Annotated in this window: 24 protein-coding genes; 14 read left to right on the top strand and 10 right to left on the bottom strand. The window is 44.0% G+C overall.

Features of this window, described 5'->3' with window-relative positions; genetic code table 11:
- The first annotated feature begins 68 nt into the window (after positions 1 to 68).
- From tdh to glpG, 3 genes are all read left to right on the top strand, one after another.
- Entirely contained in the window at positions 69 to 1,094 is a 1,026-nt protein-coding gene (gene tdh / locus AB4135_RS15465) for an L-threonine 3-dehydrogenase (protein WP_220737215.1), read from the top strand.
- Between the two features lie 86 nt (positions 1,095 to 1,180).
- The gene (gene glpE / locus AB4135_RS15470) at positions 1,181 to 1,489 is read left to right on the top strand and encodes a thiosulfate sulfurtransferase GlpE (RefSeq protein WP_371994250.1); all 309 of its coding nucleotides are present in this window, start codon (positions 1,181 to 1,183) and stop codon (positions 1,487 to 1,489) included.
- A 33-nt stretch (positions 1,490 to 1,522) separates the two neighbouring features.
- Positions 1,523 to 2,362 (top strand): rhomboid family intramembrane serine protease GlpG, encoded by an 840-nt coding sequence (gene glpG, locus AB4135_RS15475; RefSeq protein ID WP_371994251.1) that lies wholly within the window; start codon positions 1,523 to 1,525, stop codon positions 2,360 to 2,362.
- Between the two features lie 42 nt (positions 2,363 to 2,404).
- On the opposite strand, the gene elbB is transcribed toward glpG, so the two are convergent.
- The gene (gene elbB / locus AB4135_RS15480) at positions 2,405 to 3,058 is read right to left on the bottom strand and encodes an isoprenoid biosynthesis glyoxalase ElbB (protein WP_371994252.1); all 654 of its coding nucleotides are present in this window, start codon (positions 3,056 to 3,058) and stop codon (positions 2,405 to 2,407) included.
- 386 nt (positions 3,059 to 3,444) lie between these two features.
- Here elbB and polA point away from each other — a divergent pair, with 386 nt between their 5' ends.
- Positions 3,445 to 6,195, top strand: a complete 2,751-nt coding sequence (gene polA / locus AB4135_RS15485) for a DNA polymerase I (protein WP_371994253.1) — start codon at positions 3,445 to 3,447, stop codon at positions 6,193 to 6,195.
- Positions 6,196 to 6,882: 687 nt separating this feature from the next.
- Here the strand turns inward: polA and yihA are convergent.
- Positions 6,883 to 7,557, bottom strand: a complete 675-nt coding sequence (gene yihA / locus AB4135_RS15490) for a ribosome biogenesis GTP-binding protein YihA/YsxC (RefSeq protein ID WP_371994255.1) — start codon at positions 7,555 to 7,557, stop codon at positions 6,883 to 6,885.
- Between the two features lie 169 nt (positions 7,558 to 7,726).
- Between yihA and AB4135_RS15495 the strand changes: the two genes are divergently transcribed.
- From AB4135_RS15495 to AB4135_RS15525, 7 genes are all read left to right on the top strand, one after another.
- On the top strand, positions 7,727 to 8,347 hold the full coding sequence (locus tag AB4135_RS15495) for a cytochrome c (RefSeq protein WP_371994257.1): 621 nt from the start codon (positions 7,727 to 7,729) through the stop codon (positions 8,345 to 8,347).
- An 896-nt stretch (positions 8,348 to 9,243) separates the two neighbouring features.
- Positions 9,244 to 9,921 carry a class I SAM-dependent methyltransferase gene (locus AB4135_RS15500; protein ID WP_371994259.1) on the top strand — a complete coding sequence of 226 codons (678 nt, stop codon included), beginning with the start codon at positions 9,244 to 9,246 and terminating at the stop codon, positions 9,919 to 9,921.
- Between the two features lie 45 nt (positions 9,922 to 9,966).
- Positions 9,967 to 10,497: a Der GTPase-activating protein YihI gene (gene yihI / locus AB4135_RS15505; protein WP_371994261.1), complete on the top strand. Its 531-nt coding sequence runs from the start codon at positions 9,967 to 9,969 to the stop codon at positions 10,495 to 10,497.
- Between the two features lie 98 nt (positions 10,498 to 10,595).
- Entirely contained in the window at positions 10,596 to 11,060 is a 465-nt protein-coding gene (locus tag AB4135_RS15510) for a DUF2489 domain-containing protein (protein WP_371994263.1), read from the top strand.
- 264 nt (positions 11,061 to 11,324) lie between these two features.
- A complete protein-coding gene (gene hemN / locus AB4135_RS15515; RefSeq protein WP_371994265.1) occupies positions 11,325 to 12,701 on the top strand; it encodes an oxygen-independent coproporphyrinogen III oxidase in 1,377 nt (458 codons plus the stop codon).
- A gap of 205 nt (positions 12,702 to 12,906) precedes the next feature.
- Positions 12,907 to 14,703, top strand: coding sequence for a DUF885 family protein (locus AB4135_RS15520; RefSeq protein WP_371994267.1), 1,797 nt, complete (start codon positions 12,907 to 12,909; stop codon positions 14,701 to 14,703).
- 96 nt (positions 14,704 to 14,799) lie between these two features.
- Entirely contained in the window at positions 14,800 to 15,777 is a 978-nt protein-coding gene (locus tag AB4135_RS15525; RefSeq protein ID WP_371994269.1) for an alpha/beta fold hydrolase, read from the top strand.
- Positions 15,778 to 15,829: 52 nt separating this feature from the next.
- On the opposite strand, the gene flhA is transcribed toward AB4135_RS15525, so the two are convergent.
- Genes flhA through AB4135_RS15565 form a run of 8 tightly spaced genes read right to left on the bottom strand, consistent with a single transcriptional unit; the run spans position 15,830 to position 22,290 of the window.
- Positions 15,830 to 17,911: a flagellar biosynthesis protein FlhA gene (flhA, locus tag AB4135_RS15530; RefSeq protein WP_371994271.1), complete on the bottom strand. Its 2,082-nt coding sequence runs from the start codon at positions 17,909 to 17,911 to the stop codon at positions 15,830 to 15,832.
- 15 nt (positions 17,912 to 17,926) lie between these two features.
- Complete coding sequence (flhB, locus tag AB4135_RS15535) at positions 17,927 to 19,060, bottom strand: flagellar biosynthesis protein FlhB (RefSeq protein ID WP_371994273.1); 1,134 nt, start codon at positions 19,058 to 19,060, stop codon at positions 17,927 to 17,929.
- Entirely contained in the window at positions 19,057 to 19,836 is a 780-nt protein-coding gene (gene fliR, locus AB4135_RS15540) for a flagellar biosynthetic protein FliR (RefSeq protein ID WP_371994275.1), read from the bottom strand. Before fliR ends, flhB begins: the two co-directional genes overlap by 4 nt.
- Positions 19,837 to 19,882: 46 nt before the next feature.
- Complete coding sequence (locus AB4135_RS15545; protein WP_020915027.1) at positions 19,883 to 20,152, bottom strand: flagellar biosynthetic protein FliQ; 270 nt, start codon at positions 20,150 to 20,152, stop codon at positions 19,883 to 19,885.
- Positions 20,153 to 20,156: 4 nt separating this feature from the next.
- Entirely contained in the window at positions 20,157 to 20,297 is a 141-nt protein-coding gene (locus tag AB4135_RS15550; protein ID WP_371994277.1) for a hypothetical protein, read from the bottom strand.
- A 40-nt stretch (positions 20,298 to 20,337) separates the two neighbouring features.
- Positions 20,338 to 21,066 carry a flagellar type III secretion system pore protein FliP gene (gene fliP / locus AB4135_RS15555; protein WP_371994279.1) on the bottom strand — a complete coding sequence of 243 codons (729 nt, stop codon included), beginning with the start codon at positions 21,064 to 21,066 and terminating at the stop codon, positions 20,338 to 20,340.
- Between the two features lie 2 nt (positions 21,067 to 21,068).
- Positions 21,069 to 21,416, bottom strand: coding sequence for a flagellar motor switch protein FliN (gene fliN, locus AB4135_RS15560; RefSeq protein ID WP_220737232.1), 348 nt, complete (start codon positions 21,414 to 21,416; stop codon positions 21,069 to 21,071).
- A complete protein-coding gene (locus AB4135_RS15565; protein WP_371994281.1) occupies positions 21,409 to 22,290 on the bottom strand; it encodes a FliM/FliN family flagellar motor switch protein in 882 nt (293 codons plus the stop codon). The genes fliN and AB4135_RS15565 overlap by 8 nt, the downstream gene beginning before the upstream one ends.
- A gap of 619 nt (positions 22,291 to 22,909) precedes the next feature.
- Between AB4135_RS15565 and AB4135_RS15570 the strand changes: the two genes are divergently transcribed.
- From AB4135_RS15570 to fliE, 3 genes are read left to right on the top strand one after another with little or no spacing between them, the layout of a single operon-like run.
- On the top strand, positions 22,910 to 23,731 hold the full coding sequence (locus AB4135_RS15570; RefSeq protein ID WP_371994283.1) for an OmpA family protein: 822 nt from the start codon (positions 22,910 to 22,912) through the stop codon (positions 23,729 to 23,731).
- Positions 23,728 to 25,035: a sigma-54 interaction domain-containing protein gene (locus AB4135_RS15575; RefSeq protein WP_371994285.1), complete on the top strand. Its 1,308-nt coding sequence runs from the start codon at positions 23,728 to 23,730 to the stop codon at positions 25,033 to 25,035. Before AB4135_RS15570 ends, AB4135_RS15575 begins: the two co-directional genes overlap by 4 nt.
- A 25-nt stretch (positions 25,036 to 25,060) precedes the next feature.
- The gene (gene fliE / locus AB4135_RS15580) at positions 25,061 to 25,399 is read left to right on the top strand and encodes a flagellar hook-basal body complex protein FliE (protein WP_371994286.1); all 339 of its coding nucleotides are present in this window, start codon (positions 25,061 to 25,063) and stop codon (positions 25,397 to 25,399) included.
- Positions 25,400 to 25,455 lie beyond the last annotated feature (56 nt).

A 25,455-nucleotide genomic window follows, 5' to 3' on the forward strand; every position in this document is an offset into this window, starting at 1 on the left:
CACAGTGTTGTAGCCCTTTTTGTATCAATTTGAAGACCAATGACTGTTGGTCTGGCATAGGTTCTAAAATGAAAGCGCTAAGCAAACTAAAGCCTGAAGAAGGCATCTGGATGGTTGATGCCCCCAAACCTGAAATGGGCCACAACGATCTGCTGATTAAGATCCGCAAAACCGCCATCTGTGGCACCGATGTGCATATCTATAACTGGGACGAATGGTCACAAAACACCATTCCAGTGCCTATGGTGGTTGGCCATGAGTACGTAGGTGAAGTTGTCGATATGGGTCAAGAAGTGCGTGGCTTTACAATTGGTGACCGAGTATCAGGCGAAGGACATATTACCTGTGGTCATTGTCGTAACTGTCGCGGTGGTCGTACTCATTTATGCCGTAATACCTCTGGCGTAGGTGTTAACCGTGAAGGTGCATTCGCTGAATATTTAGTGATCCCAGCCTTTAACGCTTTTAAAATCCCGGATGATATTTCAGATGATCTGGCTTCTATCTTTGATCCATTTGGCAATGCCGTTCATACCGCATTATCATTTGATCTTGTCGGTGAAGACGTGCTGATTACTGGAGCTGGCCCGATTGGCATTATGGCTGCTGCTGTTTGTCGCCATGTAGGTGCGCGTCATGTGGTGATCACAGACGTCAACGAATACCGTCTCGAACTAGCTGAGAAAATGGGCGCCACCCGTGCGGTCAACGTTGCCAAGGAAAGCTTGGATGATGTCATGAGTGAACTTGGCATGACTGAAGGTTTCGATGTCGGTCTTGAGATGTCAGGTGTACCTGCAGCATTCCATTCAATGCTCGATACCATGAACCATGGTGGTAAAGTTGCTATGCTAGGTATTCCTGGCGGCGAAATGGCGATTGACTGGAGTAAGGTGATCTTTAAAGGATTAATCATCAAAGGTATTTATGGCCGTGAGATGTTTGAGACTTGGTACAAGATGGCCAGCTTAATCCAATCAGGTTTAGATATATCTCCAATTATCACTCATCACTACAAAATAGATGACTTCCAGCAAGGCTTTGACGCTATGCGCTCAGGACAGTCTGGCAAAGTGATCCTAAACTGGGATTAAATACTCCTTGAGGGCTGGCAGAATTTCAGCCCTCTATTTATCTCCAAATTATCGCCAACAACACATTCAATTAATGCAGGTTTTCTATGTCAGCGTTTCAACATTTAAGTGTCAATCAACTTATCCACATGCAAGAAGCTACAGCCGAATTGCAAATTGTCGACATTAGAGATGCTGCCAGCTTTGAAGCTGGGCATATTAGCAGCTCATTTAACCTCAATAATGAAAACATCAGCCATTTTATTGCAGGAGCCGACATGGATCTGCCATTGGTTGTTGTCTGCTACCACGGCATTAGTAGCCAAAGCGCTGCAACCTACCTAAATGAGCAAGGTTTTGATAATGTTTATAGCTTAGATGGCGGATATAGCGCCTGGCATCAAGCTAACGCGTAATACTCGTTTGATTAATTACAGCAGGAGAGATCGATGATTGAGATAGGCAGCTTACCCAATGGCAGAGCAGCACAAGCTCTCATCGACTATCTCAAAGGGCAGAACATCACCTGTAGCATTATGCCTGCTGAGCAAGGGGTATTGCTGGTACTGCACGATGAAGCTCAACTATCTCGAGTTCAGCAAGAATACCATGCGTTTCTTAGTAACCCCTATGATGAGAAGTATCTCGCTGCCTCATGGGAAAATGGCAGCACCCAGACTCAACTAGACTACGGTAACCCTGGCCTGCAGTTAGTCACACAATTTATCACTGGAGCAGGCCCGCTCACTCTAGCGGTATTTTTTAGCTGTGTGGTTATTTATGCAGCCATGAACCTCGGCTTTGCTAGCCCCATTTTTGAGAGTTTATCTTTTTTTGGCGCCACCTCTCCCGCCTCACTCAGTGAATTCTGGCGACTATTCACCCCAAGTCTTATCCACTTTTCGGCGATGCACATCATTTTTAACCTATTATGGTGGTGGTACTTAGGCGGTAAGATCGAGAATAAAATAGGCTTTAAACCGCTATTTATACTGCTATTAGTCGGTGGTACATTACCGAATATATTGCAGTACTTTATGGCAGGGCCAAATTTCGGTGGACTATCAGGAGTGGTATACGCGGTCGTCGGCTACACCTGGATTATGGGGGTCAAGCGCCCTGAATCAGGAATAGGACTGCCACCTGCTTACATCGGCTTTATGTTGTTGTGGCTTGTTTTTGGTTTTACCGACATGTTCGGCCTGTCCATCGCCAATGGCGCCCACCTCGGTGGATTACTGGTCGGCGTGATACAAGGCTTTATAGATAGCCAAAAACGACGCGTATAGTTCATTAATCCTAAACGATACGCGACGAAATTTAGCTATTTTCTAAGCCATGTTCAGCACACTATTGACCAGTTTAGCAATGCCCTTATGGGCGTCGAGAATATTATCAGCAAGCATATAAGCAGGTGTGCTCACCACTTTATTGGCCTCATCAATTACAATATCACTAACTGCAGCAACTTGATGACAGCCTCCTTGCTGCTCAAATGCCGCAGCAGTGTTGCTATCGGAACCAATGGTTCCTTTAACACCAGCACCATAAAACTGCGGGATCATTATCGGTGATATGCAGATAAAACCAACAGGCTTTTTAGCTTGAGCAAACTGGCCAATAAACTGTTTTACACTCGAATCCACAACATGCTCTGCTCCCGCCACTGCAAAATTGCATAGATTTTTTGCGGCGCCAAAGCCCCCGGGGATAATCAATGCATCAAACTCGTTAATATCTAAACCAGTCACAGCCATAATATCACCGCGCGCGATCCTTGCTGACTCAACCAAAACATTACGACTATCGCTTTCATCCACCTCTCCAGTGAGATGATTAACCACATGCAATTGAGCAATATCAGGAGCAAAACACTGGTAACAAGCCCCTGCTCGGGCAATCTCCAACAAGGCTAAAACAGACTCATGTAGTTCCGTGCCATCGAAGACGCCACTACCACTTAAAAGAACTGCGACTTTTTTCATTAAAATCTCCATTTATATATCATATTGTTTTAACAAAATTGCAATAAAGCACTTGATCAGATTAATTATCGTGCTAAGTTATGACTGCACTTTAGCAAATGGCGATAATTTGACCAAGGATTAGGTTTATAAAGCGAATAAAAATAAAAAGTCCACATTTATAGTTTATTTATTCAAAATAACACCCACTTCACACAATTAGAAAATACAACTAATTTTCAATAGCTTATGCCTGCACCATTTTCCTCTATAAGTTCATGCAGTTTAAGTTAACCTGTTCCATGCACAGAGTTATCCACAGGCACTCTATTATTTATCCGTAGCTGAAATTGGCTTGATATGGCATGCTAGCGCCATCATCGAAACGCGATAAACGAATACCTATTATGCCAAAAATTGCCGACAACCCTTTAGTACTTGTGGATGGATCCTCCTACCTTTACCGCGCCTATTACGCTCCACCACATTTGACCAACTCTAAAGGTGAAGCAACGGGTGCAGTATATGGCGTGATTAACATGCTTCGTAGCCTGCTGAATCAATACAAACCTAGCCAAATGGCGGTTGTATTTGATGCAAAAGGTAAGACATTCCGTAATGATATGTATTCGGAATACAAGGCTCAGCGCCCACCCATGCCTGATGACCTGCGTACACAGATCGCTCCTCTGCACCAAATAATCAAAGCACTTGGTTTACCGCTAGTGTGTATTCCCGGCGTAGAAGCTGATGACGTCATTGGTACCATCGCCACTCAGGCCAGCAAAGAGGGCCGCGCGGTGCTCATTAGTACTGGTGATAAAGATATGGCGCAGTTGGTAGATGAAAACGTCACCTTAATTAATACCATGACGAATACAGTGATGGGCCCTGCTGAAGTCACCGAAAAATTTGGAGTCGGCCCAGAACTTATCATCGACCTACTTGCTTTGCAGGGAGATAAGGCCGATAACATTCCCGGCTTGCCGGGTGTCGGTGAGAAAACCGCACTGGCAATGTTACTCGGTGTCGGCGGCGTTGATAATATTCTCGCTGCTCCAGAAAAAATGCCGGCGCTAGGTTTTCGCGGCTCGAAAACCATGCCAGCAAAAATTGCAGAGCATGGCGATATGCTCAAACTAAGTTACGAACTTGCCACCATTAAGCTTGATGTAGAGCTCGATCAAGATTGGCGCACCATGGACATAGCACCAGCCAATAAAGATGAGCTAGTTAAATGCTATGGTGAAATGGAGTTTAAGCGTTGGTTAGCGGAAGTACTAGATAACAAATCTAGCGCTAGTGCGGGTGAAGACAATGATGAAGTTGTCGTTAAACAAGATATTGAAACTGAATACGACACCATTCTGTCTGTTGAGCAACTCGACAACTGGATTGCAACACTTAGCAAAGCAGATCTTATCGCTATTGATACCGAAACCACTAGCCTCAATTACATGGAAGCGGAATTGGTTGGGATATCATTTGCAGTTGAAGCGGGCAAAGCAGCTTACTTACCTCTATCTCATGACTATGTCGATGCACCAGCGCAACTTGATAAAGCAATGGTGTTTGAAAAGCTAACACCGTTACTAGAAAACCAAGCGATTAAAAAGGTTGGTCAAAACCTTAAATACGATATCAGCATTTTTGCTAATGCAGGGATCAAGCTCAAAGGTGTGCAGTTCGACACTATGCTTGAGTCATATGTATTTAACTCCGTTGCATCGAAACACAATATGGATGACTTGGCGCTTAAATATCTTGGCCATAAAAATATTAGTTTTGAAGAGATTGCCGGCAAAGGGGCAAAACAACTAACGTTCAACCAGATCCCACTTGAAACCGCAGCACCTTATGCAGCAGAAGACGCTGATATCACCCTTAGACTGCATCAACACCTATGGCCTCGATTAGAGAAGCTGCCTGAACTTGCCAGTGTGTTCACCGATATAGAACTGCCGTTGATCGATATACTGTCAACAATAGAACGCCAAGGTGTATTGATCGATAGCATGTTGCTAGGTCAGCAAAGCGAAGAGCTGGCTCGCAAAATAGATGAACTGCAAACCAAGGCGCATGAAATTGCAGGCCAGCCATTTAATTTGGCCTCACCAAAACAGCTACAAGAGCTATTTTTCGAGAAACTGGGTTATCCTGTTATCAAGAAGACTCCAAAAGGTGCCCCGTCTACAGCTGAAGAGGTGTTAATTGAGTTAGCACTTGATTATCCACTGCCAAAAATTATTCTTGAGCATCGTAGCCTGGCTAAGTTAAAGAGTACCTACACTGACAAACTGCCTTTAATGGTCAATGCCAAGTCTGGACGCGTCCACACTAGCTACCATCAAGCAAATGCAGCAACTGGCCGACTGTCTTCTAGTGAACCAAATCTGCAAAATATTCCTATTCGCACCGAAGAGGGTCGCCGTATTCGCCATGCGTTTATTGCACCAGAGGGCAGAAAGATTCTTGCCGCCGATTACTCTCAAATCGAGCTAAGGATTATGGCGCACCTGTCACAAGATAAAGGGCTGTTAACTGCTTTTGCTGAAGGTAAAGATATTCATAAAGCCACAGCTGCCGAAGTGTTCGATGTGGACTTCAGTGAAGTCACCAGCGATCAACGCCGCCGCGCAAAAGCCGTCAACTTCGGCCTAATTTATGGTATGTCGGCCTTTGGTTTAGCCAAGCAGTTAGATATCCCTCGTGCTGAAGCACAACGTTATATCGATACTTACTTTAAGCGCTACCCAGGCGTACTCAACTACATGGAAGAGACCCGCGCAATTGCTGCTGATCTCGGTTATGTGTCGACACTATTTGGTCGCCGTTTATATCTACCAGCCATTAAGGATCGCAACGCGATGCGCAGACAAGCTGCAGAGCGCGCAGCGATCAACGCACCTATGCAGGGAACGGCTGCCGATATAATCAAAAAAGCCATGATTAATGTCGCCAACTGGATCGAAACAGAAACCAGTGGTGAAATTACCATGATCATGCAGGTACACGATGAATTAGTGTTTGAAGTTGACGCAGATAAAGCAGATAGCTTGCAAGTTAAAATTTGTGAGTTAATGGCTGCGGCAGCGACACTTGACGTAGAACTACTTGCAGAAGCGGGTATCGGTGACAACTGGGAGCAGGCGCACTAACCAAAGCCGCCAGCCAAAGTAAAGAGCTGGCGCTACCACCACAATTATGAGCTTATCATAGAGCTGGTTGGCCTCAGCCAGCTCTATTACACCAACTATCTCTCCTGCCAGCTTGGTCCGTTAGCTGCAAGCCTTATATGTACAACCCCAAAATCACCTTGACCATTGCTCAATAATAAACCGATGCAAGCTTATGTTTTTAAATAAGTAAACTGAAATATACTGATCAGAATATGTATTTTTATTGAGCAAATCTTGAGATCATCGTCACATTATTGTTCGTTTTTTACAAAAACAGTTTTTCATAATACGGTTAATAGGGTATTATTCTCTGCGTAGGGTACAGAGGTTAAGATGTTCTATCTTTCAGACCTTTTTTTAAATTCGCTGATTTGAAGTGAATTGCCAAATTATGGCGCCCCAGCAGATCTAATCTGCTGGGGCTTTTTTTCGTCTAAAATAAATTTTAGAGTAAATACTTTAATTCGGTCAAAAAAACGGTTATGCTGTGTTCATTAAGCACTATCAACATAGTTTGGTAGGTCTTGAGTCTTGTTGAATTTAGCTTCTCCCCAAAAGAGCTAATTTACGCCGATGGTTTATTCCGTCGGTTTTTTTTTGCCTAAAAAAAACGCCCCTAAAATTAGGAGCGTTATTCATATTAGAATTCTTACAGTGACTAGATTGCTACTTACCTGATTCTATTTGCGCTTCAATCGCTTCTGCAGTCAACTGCTCCTGCAACCATTGCGGCTTACACCATTGATCAAGAATGCCTAATACCTTGCCTTTGCCAATCCCTTTCAATGATGAGAAAGCTTCTACTTTCACTGCATCATCAAAGTTACTCAGCTTTTTACGCACTTCATTGACCATTTTCATTCTGGCACTTTGACCCAGCTTATCAGCCTTGGTTAATAGTGCTAAAACCGGAATATCACTTTCAACCGCCCACTCAATCATCTGCATATCAAGATCTTTCAGTGGATGACGAATATCCATCAATACTACAACGCCACTTAAACATTCTCGCTTAAGTAAGTATTCACCTAGCGCTTGCTGCCACTTCTTTTTAAGTGCCAATGGAACTTGAGCAAAACCATAACCTGGCAAATCCACCAAGCGGCGATGTTTGTCTAGTTTAAACACGTTAATCAACTGCGTTCGACCAGGCGTTTTACTGGTACGTGCAATTTTTTGCTCAGTTAATAGATTTAGCGCACTGGACTTACCTGCGTTCGAACGACCCGCAAAGGCGATCTCTACCCCAACGTCACCAGGGAGATATTCATTTAAGTGCGCAATGTCCGGCGCACTAATTAAAAACTCTGCTTTACGGAAATCGATACGAGATTCACTCACAATTAACTCCAAAATTTTCTCAACTAACTCTGTTAAATATCGAAGAGTTGCTTACATTTTCACAATTTCGTGTAAAATATTACCCCGATCACATAAAATACATTTTATCACGCTTGCGGGTCTTCCTAGTAAGCTCAGGACAAATATTTTAATAAGAAGTTGGAACGCCATGAAAAAGTTAGCTCTTGCGCTGTCTGTTTTAGCCACAATGTCTTCACCTGTAATGGCTGAAGGTAATGCTGAAGCCGGAAAAACTAAAGCCATTGTTTGTTCTGCTTGTCACGGTGTTGACGGCAACAGCATGATAGACATGTACCCTAAACTTGCAGGTCAACAAACGACCTATCTCGAAAAGCAACTACATGATTTCCGCAGCGCGGCTAAATCAGGTGGTAAAGAAGGCCGTGCAGACCCAATCATGGGCGGTATGGCAATGATGCTTAGCGACGAAGATATCTCTGATATCGCAGCATTCTATGCAAGCCAAACCAAACAAGTTATCGAAGTTAAAGACGTTCCAGCATTAGGTGAACAGCTTTACAAAGGCGGTGACTCTGCTCGTGGCATTACAGCATGTATTGCTTGTCACGGACCTGAAGGTAAAGGCTCTGAAGCTGCAGGCTTCCCTGATGTTAGCGGACAACACGCTAATTACATCAAGATCCAGCTAAATAAGTTTCACGATACAAATCGTAACAACGACTTAAATGGCATGATGCAAGATATCGCCAAGAAGCTAAATGCGGACGATATGGACGCATTATCTAAATATATATCAAGCCTTAAGTAAATATTAGTTAATACTAAAAGGACAGCAAATGCTGTCCTTTTTTATCCCACAAGCTTAACGTTTACGTAAACTACCCGCAAAAACTTACTTGACAGTGATCACAGATTTCGGTTTAATGAGCCCCGTACCGAGATGAACCCAACTGTAAGTACAAAAATTATTTAATAATAACTCGCAGATTTTGGTATTTTTACATTTAAGATATAAGAATAAATTAACGAAATAATAATAATATTATTGAGACCACTCACTAAAAATAATAAGAGTAGAGATTTCAGTTTGAAGTCCCGGTCGTAAGAATTTTAGTAAGGATTTGGTTAGGAAGGCCAAAGCGCTATTTAGCATTTACCCTTACATTCAGAGAAACGCGCACCAATAGGAGAATGTTTGTAGGATACAAACATTGGCATAGGAAGCTAATTGCTTTGGATGCACTCGCTGGAAGCTTGTTATCACTGGAAGATACTTAGATACACCTAACAAGGATGGTTACTTAGGCGTCATAGATAGACGATAGGATTGTGATGTGTCATGAAGACCATCTACGGAAGCTGTGGTCAGGAAGACAACAGGACTAAAAATAAAGTGTCGGGAAGACCATAAACTAAAATAATTGCACGGAAAGCAATAAAAATAAGACGGATATTGACCGGGATAGTCACTAGCAAGTATGGATACTTGAAATAAGAATTGGTGCTAATTGCACTTTTATAGGCGACAGTTTATCTGTCGCCTTTTTTATTGCCTAAAATACTCCAATCTTTATACTGGTTTATCCCCCCTCAAATAATTGGTTTATATGTTAATATCAATTCAAGTTGTTGAGTGGTTACTCTCTCTTATCTGCAACAGCCTTGGCGGCTATTCTCACCATTAATGTAGCTGGAGTCGTTTTAATGCGTCGATGTCCATTATGCTTTAGTGATAACAATCAGCTATTTTTTGAGAATAAAAAACGCTGCCTATACCGCTGTCATCAATGTGAACTGGTGTTTGCAGACGCAAATTCACACCTGCCACACACCGCAGAACTGCAAAAGTATCGCTTAGCCAACAACAAGCAAAAATCGCTATCGCAATTTCTATTCGATTTAGTATTGCAATGTGAAACCACAGACAACTCTCTACTGGGGCTCAATTTTGGTAGAACACTTAATCCCAAAAGTCTACGAAGAGTGATTGAACGCGGCCACCAAATAAATCAATATGATCCCAGCCTTGCCCCGTGGACTAAGCAATTAAAGCAGCAATACGATTTCATCTGTTGCTATCGCGTATTTGAACATTTCAGGTTTCCACATAAAGAGTGGACCTTACTATGTGAGCTAGTTAAACCGGGGGGATGGATTGCGATTAACACACCATTACTCACCAATTTAGCTGGGTTTGATAAATGGCATTATAAGAACAACCTCACCCACGTAAGCTTTTACCAACAACAAAGTTTCAAATATCTGGCTGAAAACGTCGGTTTTAAGCTATTATTTGCAGCAAACGATCTCATTCTGGTGCAAAAACCATCAGGATCTGGTATAACACGCGACCAAACTTCAATTGTTGATAGAGACGAATAGTTCTGTCAGCAGCAGAGTCATTTAAGTTATCGAGATAAGCGAATCATGTCCCGTAGTAAGAAAACGCGTAAGAGCAACGAAAATGCTCCAAAATTAGCTCCAAGAACCAAGAAGCACGAACGAGTTCTTGCGGGTAAAAAACAGGTTGCTGGCAATAAAGCGGGAAGCCGTCATAACGCTTCGATGATTGAAAACCAAGCCAATGGTGGCAGCGCCAAGAACAGCGATCCTCGTCATGGCAGCAAGAAACCTGTTCAGCTCAATATCGTTAAAGAGAAACAGGTAGAGAGTAAGCCTAAAGCGCCGAAACTGACTGATGAGCAGAAGTTATTAAAGCTTGAGGAAGATCCACGACTCAATAGCCTGCTAGATATGCTTGAAGAGGGTAAAAATCTTAATCAAGATGATCAGAAATGGTTAGATAAGCAATTAACTCAAATCGAAACTCTGTTAGATAAGCTCGGCCTATCTGATGAAGAGGAGCAACCTAAAGCGAAGAAAGCTGTCAGTGATGACGACCTATTCGACAAGTTTGAATCTGGTGCCGATCTGTTAAAAGATTATCAGAACGACTAACGTCTAAATCATAGCTCCTCTATGGCATCTTAATTGATGCCATATTTTTATCTGTACCCCAATTAATTTGAAAATTTTCGACTGTAACAGGACTTAGCATGACCACAGCTTTTATTGTTATTGGCTTTTTTATTATCGTTGCATTAACCACTTATGCTACTTACCTATTGTTACGCGTGCGTAAGCAAAACCAGGTTAGAGTGCAGCAGCAACAACAAGCGGCCGCAGCTAAAGCTAAGTCAGAAGAGTTATTAGATAGCATTCGCTACATCGCTGCTGCAATGCTAGAGGAGCGCTGCGAGATATCAGAAGGAGTCATGCGCATCGCTAAACTATTTAATTTAGTCGGCATGTCTGAACTTGTTAGCGAAAAGTACCCTGCAACTTTCAAGCATTTTGAAGTGATTAAAGATCACCCTATTAAAGAGCAGCGCAAAACGCTATCAAAACAACAGCGAATGAAGCTAGACTTCGCTCGCATGAAATCTGAAGCGGAACTTGAAGCAACAATACTCGAAGAAGCAAAACAACTTAGCGAATTCGACGCCGCTTCACTACACTAATTTGCGTTAACAACTATGTTCAAAGTTTGTACTATAGCTGTATCTAGATTCTACCCAGATCGCACTTATAGAAGATTTTGATAATATAGGGTGAGTCTGTGCACAAAATCTACTTAACAGCGCAGACATAGAGCTTAAATTCAGCGATATTCTGTTGCTCTTTGTTACCCACATTCCAAATTTACAACATGGATCAAGGTTATTGCACAGATAACGATGCATACTTCACATGTTGCTAAATTACTAAACGTCGGAGGACATGCCTTGAAGCAGCCCACACAAATTAGCTGGGATCAGTCAATGATCGAAAAGTACAATTATAGCGGACCGCGTTATACCTCTTACCCGACGGCGCTAGAGTTCGAAGATTCGTTTACCGAAGAACAACTGCTGACCTCTATCAAGAACAGCAAAAGTGATAAGCTTTCTCTTTATATCCACATCCCATTTTGCGCTAAGCTTTGTTACTACTGTGGCTGTAATAAGGTCATCACACGTCACCAACATAAAGCTGATCAGTACATTGAGTACTTAGCAGCTGAAATTGTTAAACGTGCGCCATTATTTAAAGACTACTTAGTCACCCAAATTCACTGGGGCGGTGGCACACCAACATTCTTGACTCCAGAACAAATTCTGACATTGTCTGCACTAGTTAAAGCTAACTTTAACGTAGCAGAAGTGGGCGAGTACTCAATTGAAGTCGACCCACGTGAAATTGAACTATCTATGCTAGATACCCTAAAAGAAGCGGGCTTCAACCGTATCTCTATTGGTGTGCAAGATTTCAATAAGAAAGTACAAATTGCGGTTAACCGTGAACAAGATGAACAGTTCATTTTTGACCTGATGGCACGCGCTAAAGAGCTAGGCTTTGTTTCAACTAACATCGACCTTATCTATGGTTTGCCACACCAGACACCAGAGACCTTTGCAGAAACCATGCAACGCGTACTGGACTTAGATCCTGACCGTTTATCAGTCTTCAACTACGCTCACCTGCCATCACGTTTTGCTGCGCAGCGTAAGATTAAAGATGAAGACTTAGCGTCTCCACAACAAAAGCTAGATATGTTGCACCAAACAATCGAAACTTTAACTGGAGCGGGTTACCAATACATTGGTATGGACCACTTTGCTAAGCCTGATGATGAATTATCAATTCTTCAAAACGAAGGCCGCTTACACCGTAACTTCCAAGGCTACACCACCCAAGAAGAGTGTGACCTACTTGGTTTAGGTGTTTCTTCAATTAGCCAGATTGGCGATTGTTACGCACAAAACCAGAAAGATGTTCGCCCTTACTTCGAGTCAATCGATGCTAACGGTCATGCACTTTGGAAAGGTTGTGGCTTAAACCGTGACGATGAAATTCGTCGCGTCGTGATTAAGCAACTTATCTGTCATTTCGACTTAGACATGGCACAAATTGAAGAAAAGCTGAATATCAACTTTGAAGAGTACTTTGTAGAAGATTTAAAACTACTGCAAACGTTCATCGACGATAAGCTAGTCGACATCACCGATAGAAAGATCACCATCAGCCCAACAGGCCGCTTGTTGATCCGTAACATCTGTATCTGTTTTGATGTTTACTACCGCGAGAAAGCAAGACAACAGCAGTTCTCACGCGTTATCTAATACTGATTAGGCATTAGATAACCCCATAAAAAACCGGCTATGGCCGGTTTTTTTGTATCTGCTGAATAACTGCTTATAAGGTCAGATAAACTCGATCATAACGGCCGTATTTTTCATAACATTTGGTATAACTTTCCTGCGTGACCTTTAGCAGCACAATAGGCATAATCGAACTTATAACAATAACAAAAATCACGGATATATCATGTATAAATACCTGTTACCCTCGGTGTTAATCATCGGCTTAAGTGCCTGTCAAGCAGCACCAACTTCAGCTGTTACTGGATCTAACGTTACGACGACGTCAACAAAATCGCAGATAAATGCACAATTGCAACAAGCTATCGATACCTCTTGGCAGATCTCTTTAGATGGAAGCCCAAGCCTTGCGTACTCTTTGGGTGATCAATCAGCGGCGGGGAAATTACAAGATTTATCACCAGAGGCGCTGGCATCACTCAATCAACGTCGTATCGAATTACTCCGTCAAATAAAAGCATTAGACCGAGCAGTATTAAGCGCTGACGATGTTATCAACGCCAAAATCCTGCAGGACCAAGTACAGAATAGTGTTGACCAATATCGCTATAAAGATCACTACATCCCTCTGTCTGCAGAAAGCGGCTTTCATGCCTATATAGCCTCGATCTCTAAAGGGCGATTTGCAAAAGTTGAGGACTATCAAAACTACATCAAGCAACTTAAAGCGCTACCGACTTACTTTGCTCAGCAAACTTATTGGCTACAGCAGGGGTTAGCAGCAGGTATCACACCAGCAAAAGTTACCCTTAATGGATTTGAAACTAGTATTAGTGCTTTTATCGTGCCTGCTGCAGAGAGTGGTTACTTCAAACCTTTTACTGAGTACCCAGAGTATTTTACCAAAGCAGAAAAAGCAGCCCTCACCGAGCAAGGCTTAGCCTTGGTTACTAATACGGTATTGCCTGAGTATCAAGCGTTTTACGACTTCATGGTTAATGAGTATATTCCCAATGCTCGTACTGACATCGCCGCCTCGAAATTACCCGACGGTGAAGCATTCTACGAAAATAGAGTACGTTACTACACCACCTTAGATATGACTGCAGATGAAGTGCATCAACTGGGCTTAAGCGAAGTTAAACGTATTCGCGCCGAGATGCAGCAGATTATCGATGAGTTAGAATTTGAAGGTAACTTTGCTGAGTTCCTCCACTTTCTCAGAACCGATCCACAGTTTTACCCTAAAACAGCCGAGGAATTACTTAAGGAAGCAGCCTACATCGCTAAGAAAGCCGATGCCATGCTACCTAAGTACTTTGGTAAACTGCCACGCCAACCTTACGGTATAGCTCCTGTTCCTGCGGAAATAGCCCCTAAGTACACCACAGGCAGATATTCCGGTTCTAATCGAGATGATGAAGCTGGTTATTACTGGGTCAATACCTATGCACTTGATAAACGCCCACTGTATGAGATGGAAGCGTTAACATTGCACGAAGCGGTACCCGGCCACCATCTACAGATAGCGTTAAACCGTGAGTTAACCGATCTACCTGACTTTAGACGCTATAGCTATATATCAGCCTTTGGCGAAGGCTGGGGACTCTACTCCGAGTACCTTGGGTTAGAAGCTGGCTTTTACCAAGACCCATACAGTAACTTTGGTCGCCTAACCTATGAGATGTGGCGTGCGGCGCGTTTAGTTGTCGATACAGGTATGCATGCCAAAGGCTGGAGCCGTCAACAAGCGATGGACTTTATGGCGAGCAACACCGCCCTATCACTGCACAATGTTACTACCGAAATAGACAGGTATATCTCTTGGCCTGGGCAGGCTCTGTCTTACAAAATTGGCGAGTTAACCATTAAGCGTTTGCGCGCTCAAGCTGAACAGGAGCTCGGCGAGAATTTCGATATTCGCGCTTTTCACGATGCCGTGTTAGCCAATGGCTCTGTTCCTATGTCAATTCTTGAGCAACAAATTAACGACTTCATTAAACAGCAGCAAGCCGCACTATAATAGCAATCAGTATATAGATGGCCGCAACAAGCGGCCATTTTATCCCCACAAGGAGTTTGCTACACTGCTGCTAACCTTATTCTTTAGATAATCATTATGCCGAATGCCGCTGAGCCCGCTCCATCATTAAGCGCTACAAGTTCCTTTTCATCAGAGCATCACCTTAATAGCCCAGAACAAACTGCATTTTGGCAGCAAGTGACTCAATCAAGCTTCAAAGCGAATGACGATGTCAGTCTCGCTTATGCCAGCATCATCAATCCAAATAGCAGAGCAACGATTGTACTGAGTAGTGGCCGAGTTGAGTCCTATTTGAAGTATAAAGAGCTGATGTTTGATCTGTACCAACAGGGTTACAGTTTATTTGCCATTGATCATCGTGGACAGGGCCTTTCCAGTAGAACTACTACAGATCCACATAAAGGACATATCGACAACTTCCAGCGTTATGTCGACGATTTTGACGATTTTATCAACAAAGTTGTTAAACCACAGCCAGAAGAAAATTACTTTCTAGTGGGGCATTCAATGGGAGGGGCAATCGGCACTTTATACCTAGAACAGCACTCAGGAGTGTTTAAAGCAGCGGTTTTTTCTGCGCCTATGTATGGGATAAAACTGCCTCTACCTAAGCGCTTTATTCGTTGGTTAGCGTCGTTACTCGATAACCACAATAAGCAACAACCAAACTATGTGCTCGGTGGTAAAGGCTACCATGCTGATGAGTTTGATAAGAACGACCTCACCAACAGTAAGTTGCGTTACCAAGATTATCGCAAGCTGTATCAACAGCAGCCTAAACTGCAACTTGGTTCGCCGACTAACCATTGGCTAGTCGAGTCAATTGATGCCGGCGATAATGCAATTAAAGCCACACAGAATATCGATATCCCCTTGCTAATTTTGCAAGCTGAAGAAGATACCATTGTCAGTAATGCTGCTCAAAAACAAGCGGCTATAGGTCAGTGTAAGTTACTCAACATTCCCTATGCTCGCCATGAAATATTCATGGAGCGTGATAAAGCCAGAAACTTAGCCCTTACGGCGCTGCTGGCATTTTTACAGCAAACTTAGACCACGCTCTTACGCAGCAGCTATTTTACCTTATGGGTCAAATAGCTGTGCGCTATCCCAACTGCCCCGCCACCATTAGCTCCCGTGTTTCAGGGATCTCATTATAAGACAGCACATGTAAGCCACGGGCAAATGCCAATGCATAACGGGCAAGAATCGGCCTTAGCTGCGGAGAGACAAGCAACAATGGGCTATGACCGTGCTCTTTGGCTTGTGCCAGCAACTGCGGCATTCTTTGCTGCAACTGTGCCAGCAGTTGTGGATCAACCGGAAAACTATCCAGAGCAACCTTGCCCTGCTGTTGAGCTTGATTAAGTGCCGTAATTAACGTCTGCTCCAACTCTGGCGCTAACGTCATCACATTCAATTTAGGATCCGCGCCAACAATTGAGTGCAAAATGGTATTTCTCAGTGCACAGCGAACATCTGCCGCCAACAGCACAGGATCTTTACTATTTTCGCTGCAATCGAGCAAGGTGGTGGCAATGGTGCGGATATCTTTCAGTGACACTTGCTCTTTAAGTAAAAGTCTAAACACTTTTAGCTGCAAAATCGGTGGTAATGCAGCATTCAGTGATTCCGCTAACTTGGGTGATTGCTTGGCTAAGCGATCGCTCAGTGCCAGAACATCATCATGTTGTAACATGTCAGGCAAAGACTCGCGGATCAGTTTACTCACATGAGTCGCAATAACAGTGGCATTATCCACCACCGAATACCCTAGGTTAAGCGCATTGGCTTTAGCTTCCTGCTCAATCCAGATTGCGTCCATTTGATAGGCAGGCTCTTTGGTAATGACGCCATCGATATCACCAAACACAGGGCCACTCTTTATCGCCATTAGTCGCTCAGGATCCAGTTCAGCTAAGACAACGGGATTACCCATTAAACTGATTTGATAAGCATTGGGTGCTAATGACAGATTGTCTCTAACTCTGACTTCTGCTAACAAAAAGCCAGCCTGTTCAGACAATGTACGGCGGATCCCAGTGAGTCGTTTCTGTAACTCGGCACCTTTGCTGCGCTCAACTAAGTGCACCAAGCGGTAACCCAATCGTACCTCGATAAGATCGGTAAAAGGCAGTGCATCCCAACTTGGCGCTGACGGCTCACTCAGATTACTCTCAATTTGCGCTTCAACCTTGGATTCTGCAATTACCGGACTGCGTTGACTCTGTTTCCAAGCAGAGAAGCCAAGTAGTACCGCAAATGCTAAAAACACAAACGATGGCATGCCAGGCACTAGCCCTAAGATCAGCATCACAATCGCTGCAGTGGCTAATGTTTTAGGGTTCGCTAGAAGTTGCTGTCGTAACTGTTCAGGCATCTCCTCTGCATCTGATACGCGAGTGACAATAATTGCCGCTGCCGTAGCTAATAATAGCGAGGGGATCTGCGCGACTAAGCCGTCACCAATGGTCAGCAATGCAAACGTTTTAAAGGCTTCAGCAGCACTCAAGTCATGCATGAAGACACCAATCGCCAGACCACCCAGCATATTAATCGCTAAGATCAAAATACCAGCAATAGCATCACCCCGAACAAACTTAGACGCGCCATCCATTGAGCCATAAAAATCAGCCTCACGAGCAACCTCTTGGCGACGATCTCTGGCTTGCTCTTGGGTTAAGATCCCAGCATTAAGATCGGCATCAATGGCCATCTGCTTACCAGGCAGTGCATCGAGGGTAAATCGAGCCGATACTTCAGATATACGCTCGCCACCTTTAGTGATCACCACGAAATTGATGATCATTAAGATCAAAAATATTACCGCACCAACAACATAGTTACCGCCAATCACCACCTCACCAAAGGCTTGAATCACTTTACCCGCAGCATCACCGCCTTGATGGCCCTCAATTAATACCACACGAGTTGAGGCAACGTTCAAAGTTAAGCGCAGCAGTGTCGCCAATAACAGTACTGTCGGAAAGACCGAGAACTCCAAGGGGCGACGGATGGATACACCAACAAGTAACACCATCACAGCCAATACAATGTTAAAAGTAAACAATATATCCAGCAGGAATGGCGGCAACGGCAGTATCACCATAGCTAGAATGGTCAGAAGCATTATCGGAATACCGATATAACTTGGACTGCCGGAAAAAGTGCGCGAGAACCAGTTCATGAAATCAAATATCCTTTAGTCGTGTCGTAAATTTTTCGGAATAAAAAAGTGCGGTAATGGATCAGGCTTAGCCTGTTGGCCCTGCCTGGCAGCTTTAATTTGCAGCACATAGGTAAGCACATGGGCAATAGCGATAAATAGCGCCGCCGGGATCTGCTGATCGACCTTAGTCGAGTAATAAATAGCGCGAGTAAGTGGCGGTAGCTCAATCACTTCCACATCATGACGTTTAGCGACTTCACGCATATGCAGTGCAAGTTCATCAGTGCCTTTGGTCAGCACATAAGGCGCATCTGCTTTATCGATGTCATATTTAAGCGCTACCGCATAGTGAGTTGGATTAACCAGCAATACATCGGCTTTAGGCACTGAAATATCGGCTCTAGAACGGCTAATACGTTGCTGCATCTGGCGTATTTTCGCTTTAATTTCAGGTTTACCATCTTGCTGCTTATGTTCATCTTTAACCTCTTGCAGCGACATCCTCAGCTCTTTATGGTGATGCCAGTATTGATAAGGCACATCGATAAAGGTGATAAGCAGTAATCCAAGCCCCAGAAACAACATCCCCAGTGACAACATATCGATAACTTTTGATACAGCCTCGTCAACTGGTAACTGATTAAAGGTCAGCAGTGTTTGCAGGTTTTTTTCAAGAAAAAACCACATGATCGCCACCAGCAACACAATTTTTAAAATGGATTTAACCAGCTCAACTAATGACTTAACCGAAGCCATTCGCCCTAGGCCTGCGATAGGGTCGATACGGCTGTATTTGAAGCTGGCATTTTTGAAATTGAATACCGGCCCACCGGGCATCGCCCCTGCCACCATAGCAATCAGGGCAACCATCAAAAAGAGTGGCCCGAGAATGTTTAAGATTTCTAATAGAGACTGCCCTAGGTGACGTGTCATCATTCCAGGCTCATCCAACTGCGCCTTAGTCAGTAACATATTGGTCCGGGTCATTTTTGCTACTTTAGCTGCAATCCAATCTGCACTGGTGGTCAGTAACAGTGAGCAACCAATAATTAGCGCCGTGGAAGCTAAGTCTTTTGAACGCGGGACCTGGCCTTCATCTTTAGCCTTTTTAAGCTTCTGCGGCGTGGCTTGTTCCGTTTTGCTTTGCCCTGTGTCTTTATTGCTCATGGCACGCCACCAATAAACTGATACATAGCCGACAACGCATCGAGGCATAAGTCGCTATAGCGGCTGGGTAGACCACTAAAGGAGAAGAACACACACAATAAACCCATTAACATCGACATTGGAAAGCCCAAGGCAAATACGTTTAATGAAGGCGCCGCGCGGCTTAATACGCCAAAAGTGACATTCACCATTAACATGGCCAGTACAGCAGGCAGCGCCAATATGAACGACGCCGCAAAAATCCAACTAATTCGCCCTATCAACCCCATTAAAGGAAGCTCAAACACCCCCATACCAATTGGCCACAACCGAAAGCTATCAACCAATATACCCAATGCCACAAGGTGACCATCTAACGCCAGAAAAAGTAGCGTGCCATAGAGTAGAAACCACTGGCCTAAAATAGGATTAGAGCCGCCATTTGCAGGGTCATTCATGATTGCCATCGCCAGCCCCATTTGCATCGACATAATGGCACCAACTAAGGTCATCACATGGATCATGATGGTCAAAAACAAAGCCAACATAAAACCAATGAGCAGCTGCTCAATACCAAGAAATAACGCTGTTATCGAGATAGCATCAACTTGCGGGAAAGGGGGCAAAATGGGGGCAACCAGTGCCGAAATGCTGATAGCCAGCAGAATGCGAACCATGACGGGAATATAGGTGCTACTGAGGAAAGGCATCACCATGAAAGCCCCCATAATCCGGCAAAAAGGCCACCAGAAAGTTGCGATAAAGCTACTAATTTGCACCGCGGTAAGCGACAACATTAGGCGCTAGTCTCCGCCAACATGAGTGCAGAATGCGCCATCTTCATCAACCTATAATATGGGGAATGTTGAGGAATAAGCGCTGAAACAGATCACTGATCTGCTGCAACAGCCACTCGCCAGCGAACAACACCATCAACAAGGTGAGTACCAGTCGTGGCAAAAAGCTAAGAGTCTGTTCATTCACTTGGGTGGCAGCTTGAAACACCGCGATCAATAGGCCCACAAGTAACCCAGGAACCACGAGTACACCAACCATCGCCACCACCAAAAAAATGGCCTCAGCAAACATTGATGTCAGTTCATTTACATCCATATGGCTACCCTGCTCCGTGAAGCAAAAAGTTAATCACAAGCGGCCAGTCATTCACCATCACTAACCCTGTCATCACCAGTCCAGAAAGTAGGAAAAAACGCTCACCTAAAGAGATTGAATCTCGCTGCTCTTGCTTAGTACTCATAACTATTTTCCTTACCTATCAAGCCGCTTATTCAAACCCGCTATCCATAACTCGCCACTAAGGTGCTCACCGTCATAGACCAGCCATCCACCAACACGAAAACCATTAATTTGAACGGCAACGAGATAATCAATGGCGAAAGCATCATCATCCCCATCGACATCAACACGCTGGCAACCACCAGATCGATCACCAAAAAGGGCAAAAACAGTAGAAAACCTATCTGAAACGCTGTTTTTAGTTCACTTAAAACAAAGGCAGGCATTAACACAAAGAAAGGGATCTCATCGGCTGTTAATGTGGTTGGCTCATCAGCAATCTTAAGCATCTGCTCAAGGTCGGTCTCACGGGTTTGCGCTAACATAAATTTGCGCAGTGGTACTTCTCCCCTCACCACCGCCTCCGTTAACTCAATTTGCCCCTGATCGTACGGCAGAAATGCATCATCATAAATTGCTTGTCCAACTGGCCGCATAATAAAAATCGTCATCACTAGCGCGATACCAATCAATACCTTATTAGGCGGGCTCTGCTGTAACCCCAGAGCTTGGCGCAAAATGGCTAACACTACGATCACTCGGGTAAAACTAGTCAACATCATCAACAGTGCAGGTAAGAAACTTAACACTGTCATCAATGCCAATATCTCTAGCTTTACGTTTACCGACTGGGCCTCAGCGCCATCACCTAACGTAAATAATGTAAAACCATCATTAGCATGGGCACCCGAGGAAAAACCAACGAGTAGCAGAAGCAAGACTCGCCACATAATTAGTCGTTGGCTCCAGTGAGGCTAATCGCTTCGACTTCCAATAAGCGAACTCCATATCGGCCATTCACCTCAACCACTTCACCGCGACCGAGTAAAGCGCCGTTAACTCGAATATCTAACGGCTCACCCACCATTCGGTCCAGAGCTACCACATCTCCCTCGCCCATCTGAGTCAATTCACCCAGTGACATCTCCGCACTCGCCAACTCTAACGTCACCTGAACCGGCAATTGATGGAAGAAAGACATATCTTTTTTAGGCTTTGGTTGGCTACTCACCTCTTTCTCATTGAAAAATTCGTCATCAAGTAGAAAGTCTTCATCTTGCAAAATATTTTGTTCAGCCATTGGATTGTTCCTCTAATTGAAAGGCTTCTTGTGTCAATTTGGCAACCATTTGCCCTTCATGAGCGTGGACGGTGGCATAAAAGATAGGACGCTTACCCACAGTAACAGGGCAGCGAGAGTGCAGATTCATCGGCAAAATATCCCCCACCTTAAGCTGCTGCAATCCCGTTACCGGTAAACTCTGTTGCCCAAGCTCAAGCATGACTCGAAACGGAAGTTGTGTAAGGCTTTTCGATAGCTTCTCATTTAAAGCCGGGTCGGCCTGATACTGACTCGGTTGTTCAGCCATCAAGCCTAAAAGGTGCTCGGCCAAATAGAAGCTGATCCCAGGTCCACTATGCGCTTTGGGGAAATTTAACTCGCAACACACAGGAGCTTTTATCGGGGTGGTATTAGTGACCAGTTCAAGTTCTAACTCTTCAGCATCAATCTGGGCAACAGGTAAGGTATTTATCGCTGCCAACATCAATCTTTTTACCAGACGAAACTCTGACTGGCTTGGTGATCGCAACGGCGATTTAGGCGCGCTAGAAAAGCTACCGTAATAACCACTTGCCAACTGATCTAAGGTGCACTTGTCTATTTTCCACCAGCCTAGCTCTACACGCTGATAACTCAGCAAGAACCAAGCATGGTGTAGCTCTGGCACTACAGTTTCAGATTTAGCCGATAGCGATACCTGAGACAATGCATGATGCCCTTGGCGAATGATTGGGTTCAGTAGCTCATTGACGGCATCCATCATAGGCCGCTGACTATCTGTTAGCTGTATCAATAAACGGCTTCTAGCTAACTTTTCCTTTAATAAGGCAACAGGCCTTACCTCAACGTTGTGAGATAATTTCACCAGCTTTGCTTTTGCGGTTGTTTTCATTATAAACCTTGTAACAAAGAATACTGCCAAATATCCGACAGCAACTAGCTAATAGTTATTTAATTGACTAATGACAACTTAATGGCGCGGCAATTAAATACAGGAACACATAGTAATATTTAATAGCGACAATTAAAACTCAAAAGATCTAAATTAAAAAATGGCTCAAACTTTATTTTTTAATTCGCAATTAAAGCGACCGTATTCATAAAAACTTTAATTTTATTTTCATTTTTTTCAAATTCTCCACAAAAAACCTGCATTACGCAATAAAACATCATAAAAACAATGAAAAGCGCCATATGCCGCCAACGAACCACTAAAGGAAAAACTAGCTTTGTTACACTTTGTATATAATTACACTGCACATTTCAATTATTAAAAAATAAAATATTGAATTAATCGATAGTATGAATATAAATTTCATAATAAATAGAACAAAATGTTTTACATGTTTGTTCATTGCGTGTTTAATTGGCAACCTTAAGAATCAAATCAAAATAAAAACAAAAATTGCCAAAGAGAATTAACTGAGGGTTATTAACAATTGAAACCACTAGCTTATATATTAAACTGCTCATTAGTTATTTATATATCTCTCATAAATAGTGCTGTGGCAGTGACAACAAACTACCAAACTCCTCTAGAGCAAGCACAATGGTTATTTGCAGGAGACGTCTTTGGTTGCTCTATCACCCATAATGTCCAAAGCTTTGGTTCATTATCGCTGACCGCCATGCCTGGAGAGCCCTTGGCACTCACATTAGCGGCCGACTGGCTTAACATGCACGACGTTTCAAGCCAGGCATCGGTCACCTATCCAGCCTGGAAAAGTCAACACTCGACTCCAGTAGCTGCAACATCACTCAAGTGGCACGGAAATCAGGCTCGTAGTCAGCAATCAATCGCTCCATTTTTGGAAGCACTAGAGCAGGGCTTGGCTTGGAAAGTGACAGTATCAGTCAATGATGGTAGCCAGTACAGCGTCGACTCGGCGCCGGTTGCAACCAAAGCCGTCGCCAATCAATTTCGTTTATGTAGACAAAAACTACTGCCGAAACCTTTCAGTTACGTACGCCGATTAGATCTCATGTTTGATACCAGCTCAAGCCGTCTCAATTCAGCCCAAAGCACAGACCTATTCGCGGTATATCGCTACATACAAGCTGACCACTCAATTGCAGAGGTGCTTATCGATGGGCATGCTGATGCTTCTGGCGATCGCATCGCCAACTTAGTTCTGAGTAAAGAGCGTGCCGATGAAGTGGCTTCAATGCTCATCGAGCTTGGTGTCCCCGCAAAGATGATCCAAGTCAGACACCATGGTACCCGCGCACCAATATCCAGTAACAATAGCCGTCAAGGGCGAGAGTTAAATCGCCGAGTATCGATTCGTTTAGTGAAATCTCAAACGGCCTCTACTACGGGAGCATCCCTATGAACCGTTCGAGTTTAAGATTTGTCGATTCTGACTTGCCAGAATCAAGCCAAACAAAATTGGCGCTGCAAGGATTCAACCTTTGGCAGCAAGATAGCCAGCATCAGCCGTGGCTAAGTTTGGTTAACTTGTCTAACTGTGACAATCGTGAAGTCGCTCAACGCTTACGCCAGTATCCGGGCAAACATCAAGTTGCTTTACTTAACCCAGAACAAACTGAACTTGCCAGCATCGCCATGCAATCGGGTATACAAGATTACTTACTGTTACCCATTGATGACGAACAACTCAGTTCTCTGCTGCACAGATTACGTCGTATCGAGTTGCCAGAGAATGATCTTGTTAGCGTCGCTTCTGAAAGTCGTCAGCTGTTGATGCTAGCCCATCGCGCTGCAGTTACTGAAGCAACCGTGTTATTAACGGGCGAAAGTGGCACCGGAAAAGAACCGATAGCGCGTTATATCCACCGCCATTCCGATCGAGCCAAACAACCTTTTATTGCCATCAACTGCGCAGCAATACCTGAGAGCATTTTGGAGTCTCTACTATTTGGTCATGTTAAAGGTGCCTTCACCGGCGCAATGAGCGATCAGCCCGGTAAGTTCGAGATGGCTAATGGCGGTACGCTGCTGCTTGATGAAATCGGTGAAATGCCACTGCTACTACAAGCCAAGTTACTGCGAGTACTGCAAGAACGAGAGGTAGAACGTCTAGGGGGGCACAAATCGATTGCATTGGATATTCGAATTATTGCAGCCACCAACAAAGACCTACGCAGTGCAGTTCAAAATGGTCAATTTAGAGAAGATCTCTTCTATCGTTTAGATGTACTACCACTGAAAATTTTACCTTTACGTGAGCGCCGAGAAGATATTTTACCGCTAGCAGAGCACTTTTTACAAAAATACAAAATGCTCGCTGGCGAGCAGACTTGCTACTTCAGCGAACAAGCTCGAAGCCTATTGCTCAGTCACAACTGGCCTGGCAATGTGCGTGAATTAGAGAACACTATTCAAAGAGCCTTGGTGATGCGCAGGGGCCAAGCATTGCAGGCAGCCGAACTTGGCCTAGTCGATCAAGATGCTCAACCTTATGCAGAGCAAAGTGAGCAAGGCCTTAAAGCATCGAAGCGCCGCGCTGAGTTTCAATACATCATCGACACCCTGAGACAGCACAATGGTCATCGCAATCAAACTGCTGCCTCATTGGGAATGACCACAAGAGCCCTCCGCTACAAGCTGGTACAGATGCGCGAAGAAGGCATTGATATTGATCAGATCCTTGCAGAAATAGGCCAGGCGGCTTAACCACTTTTCAAAGAAGAGAAAACTCATGTCCAATGCAATTTCAATAAGCGCCGATTCAATGATGCAACAACTTAGTGTCCACAGCGAGATGGCTAAGGGAGCAATCAAAATCAGCCCAAACCCAGCAGATTCAGGCTTAGAAGCGCCCTCTTTTACCGATCTCATGCAAAATAAAGTGGCGGCGATAAATGCCGATCAAAATGCCTCTTCAGCACTAATGCGCGCGGTAGACAGTGGGGCAAGTGATGACTTAGTGGGCGTAATGGTTGCTTCGCAAAAAGCTAGCCTATCGTTTTCAACCATGATTCAAATTAGAAACCGCTTAGTGCAAGCATTCGATGACGTCATGAAGATGCCAATCTAATGATGCAAATAAAACAAAATCAAAGCAGACATTACCACCTAAAAACTCAAGTGATA

This window comes from Shewanella sp. 10N.286.54.B9, assembly GCF_041468565.1.
In the GTDB taxonomy this organism is placed as follows: Bacteria; Pseudomonadota; Gammaproteobacteria; order Enterobacterales; family Shewanellaceae; genus Shewanella.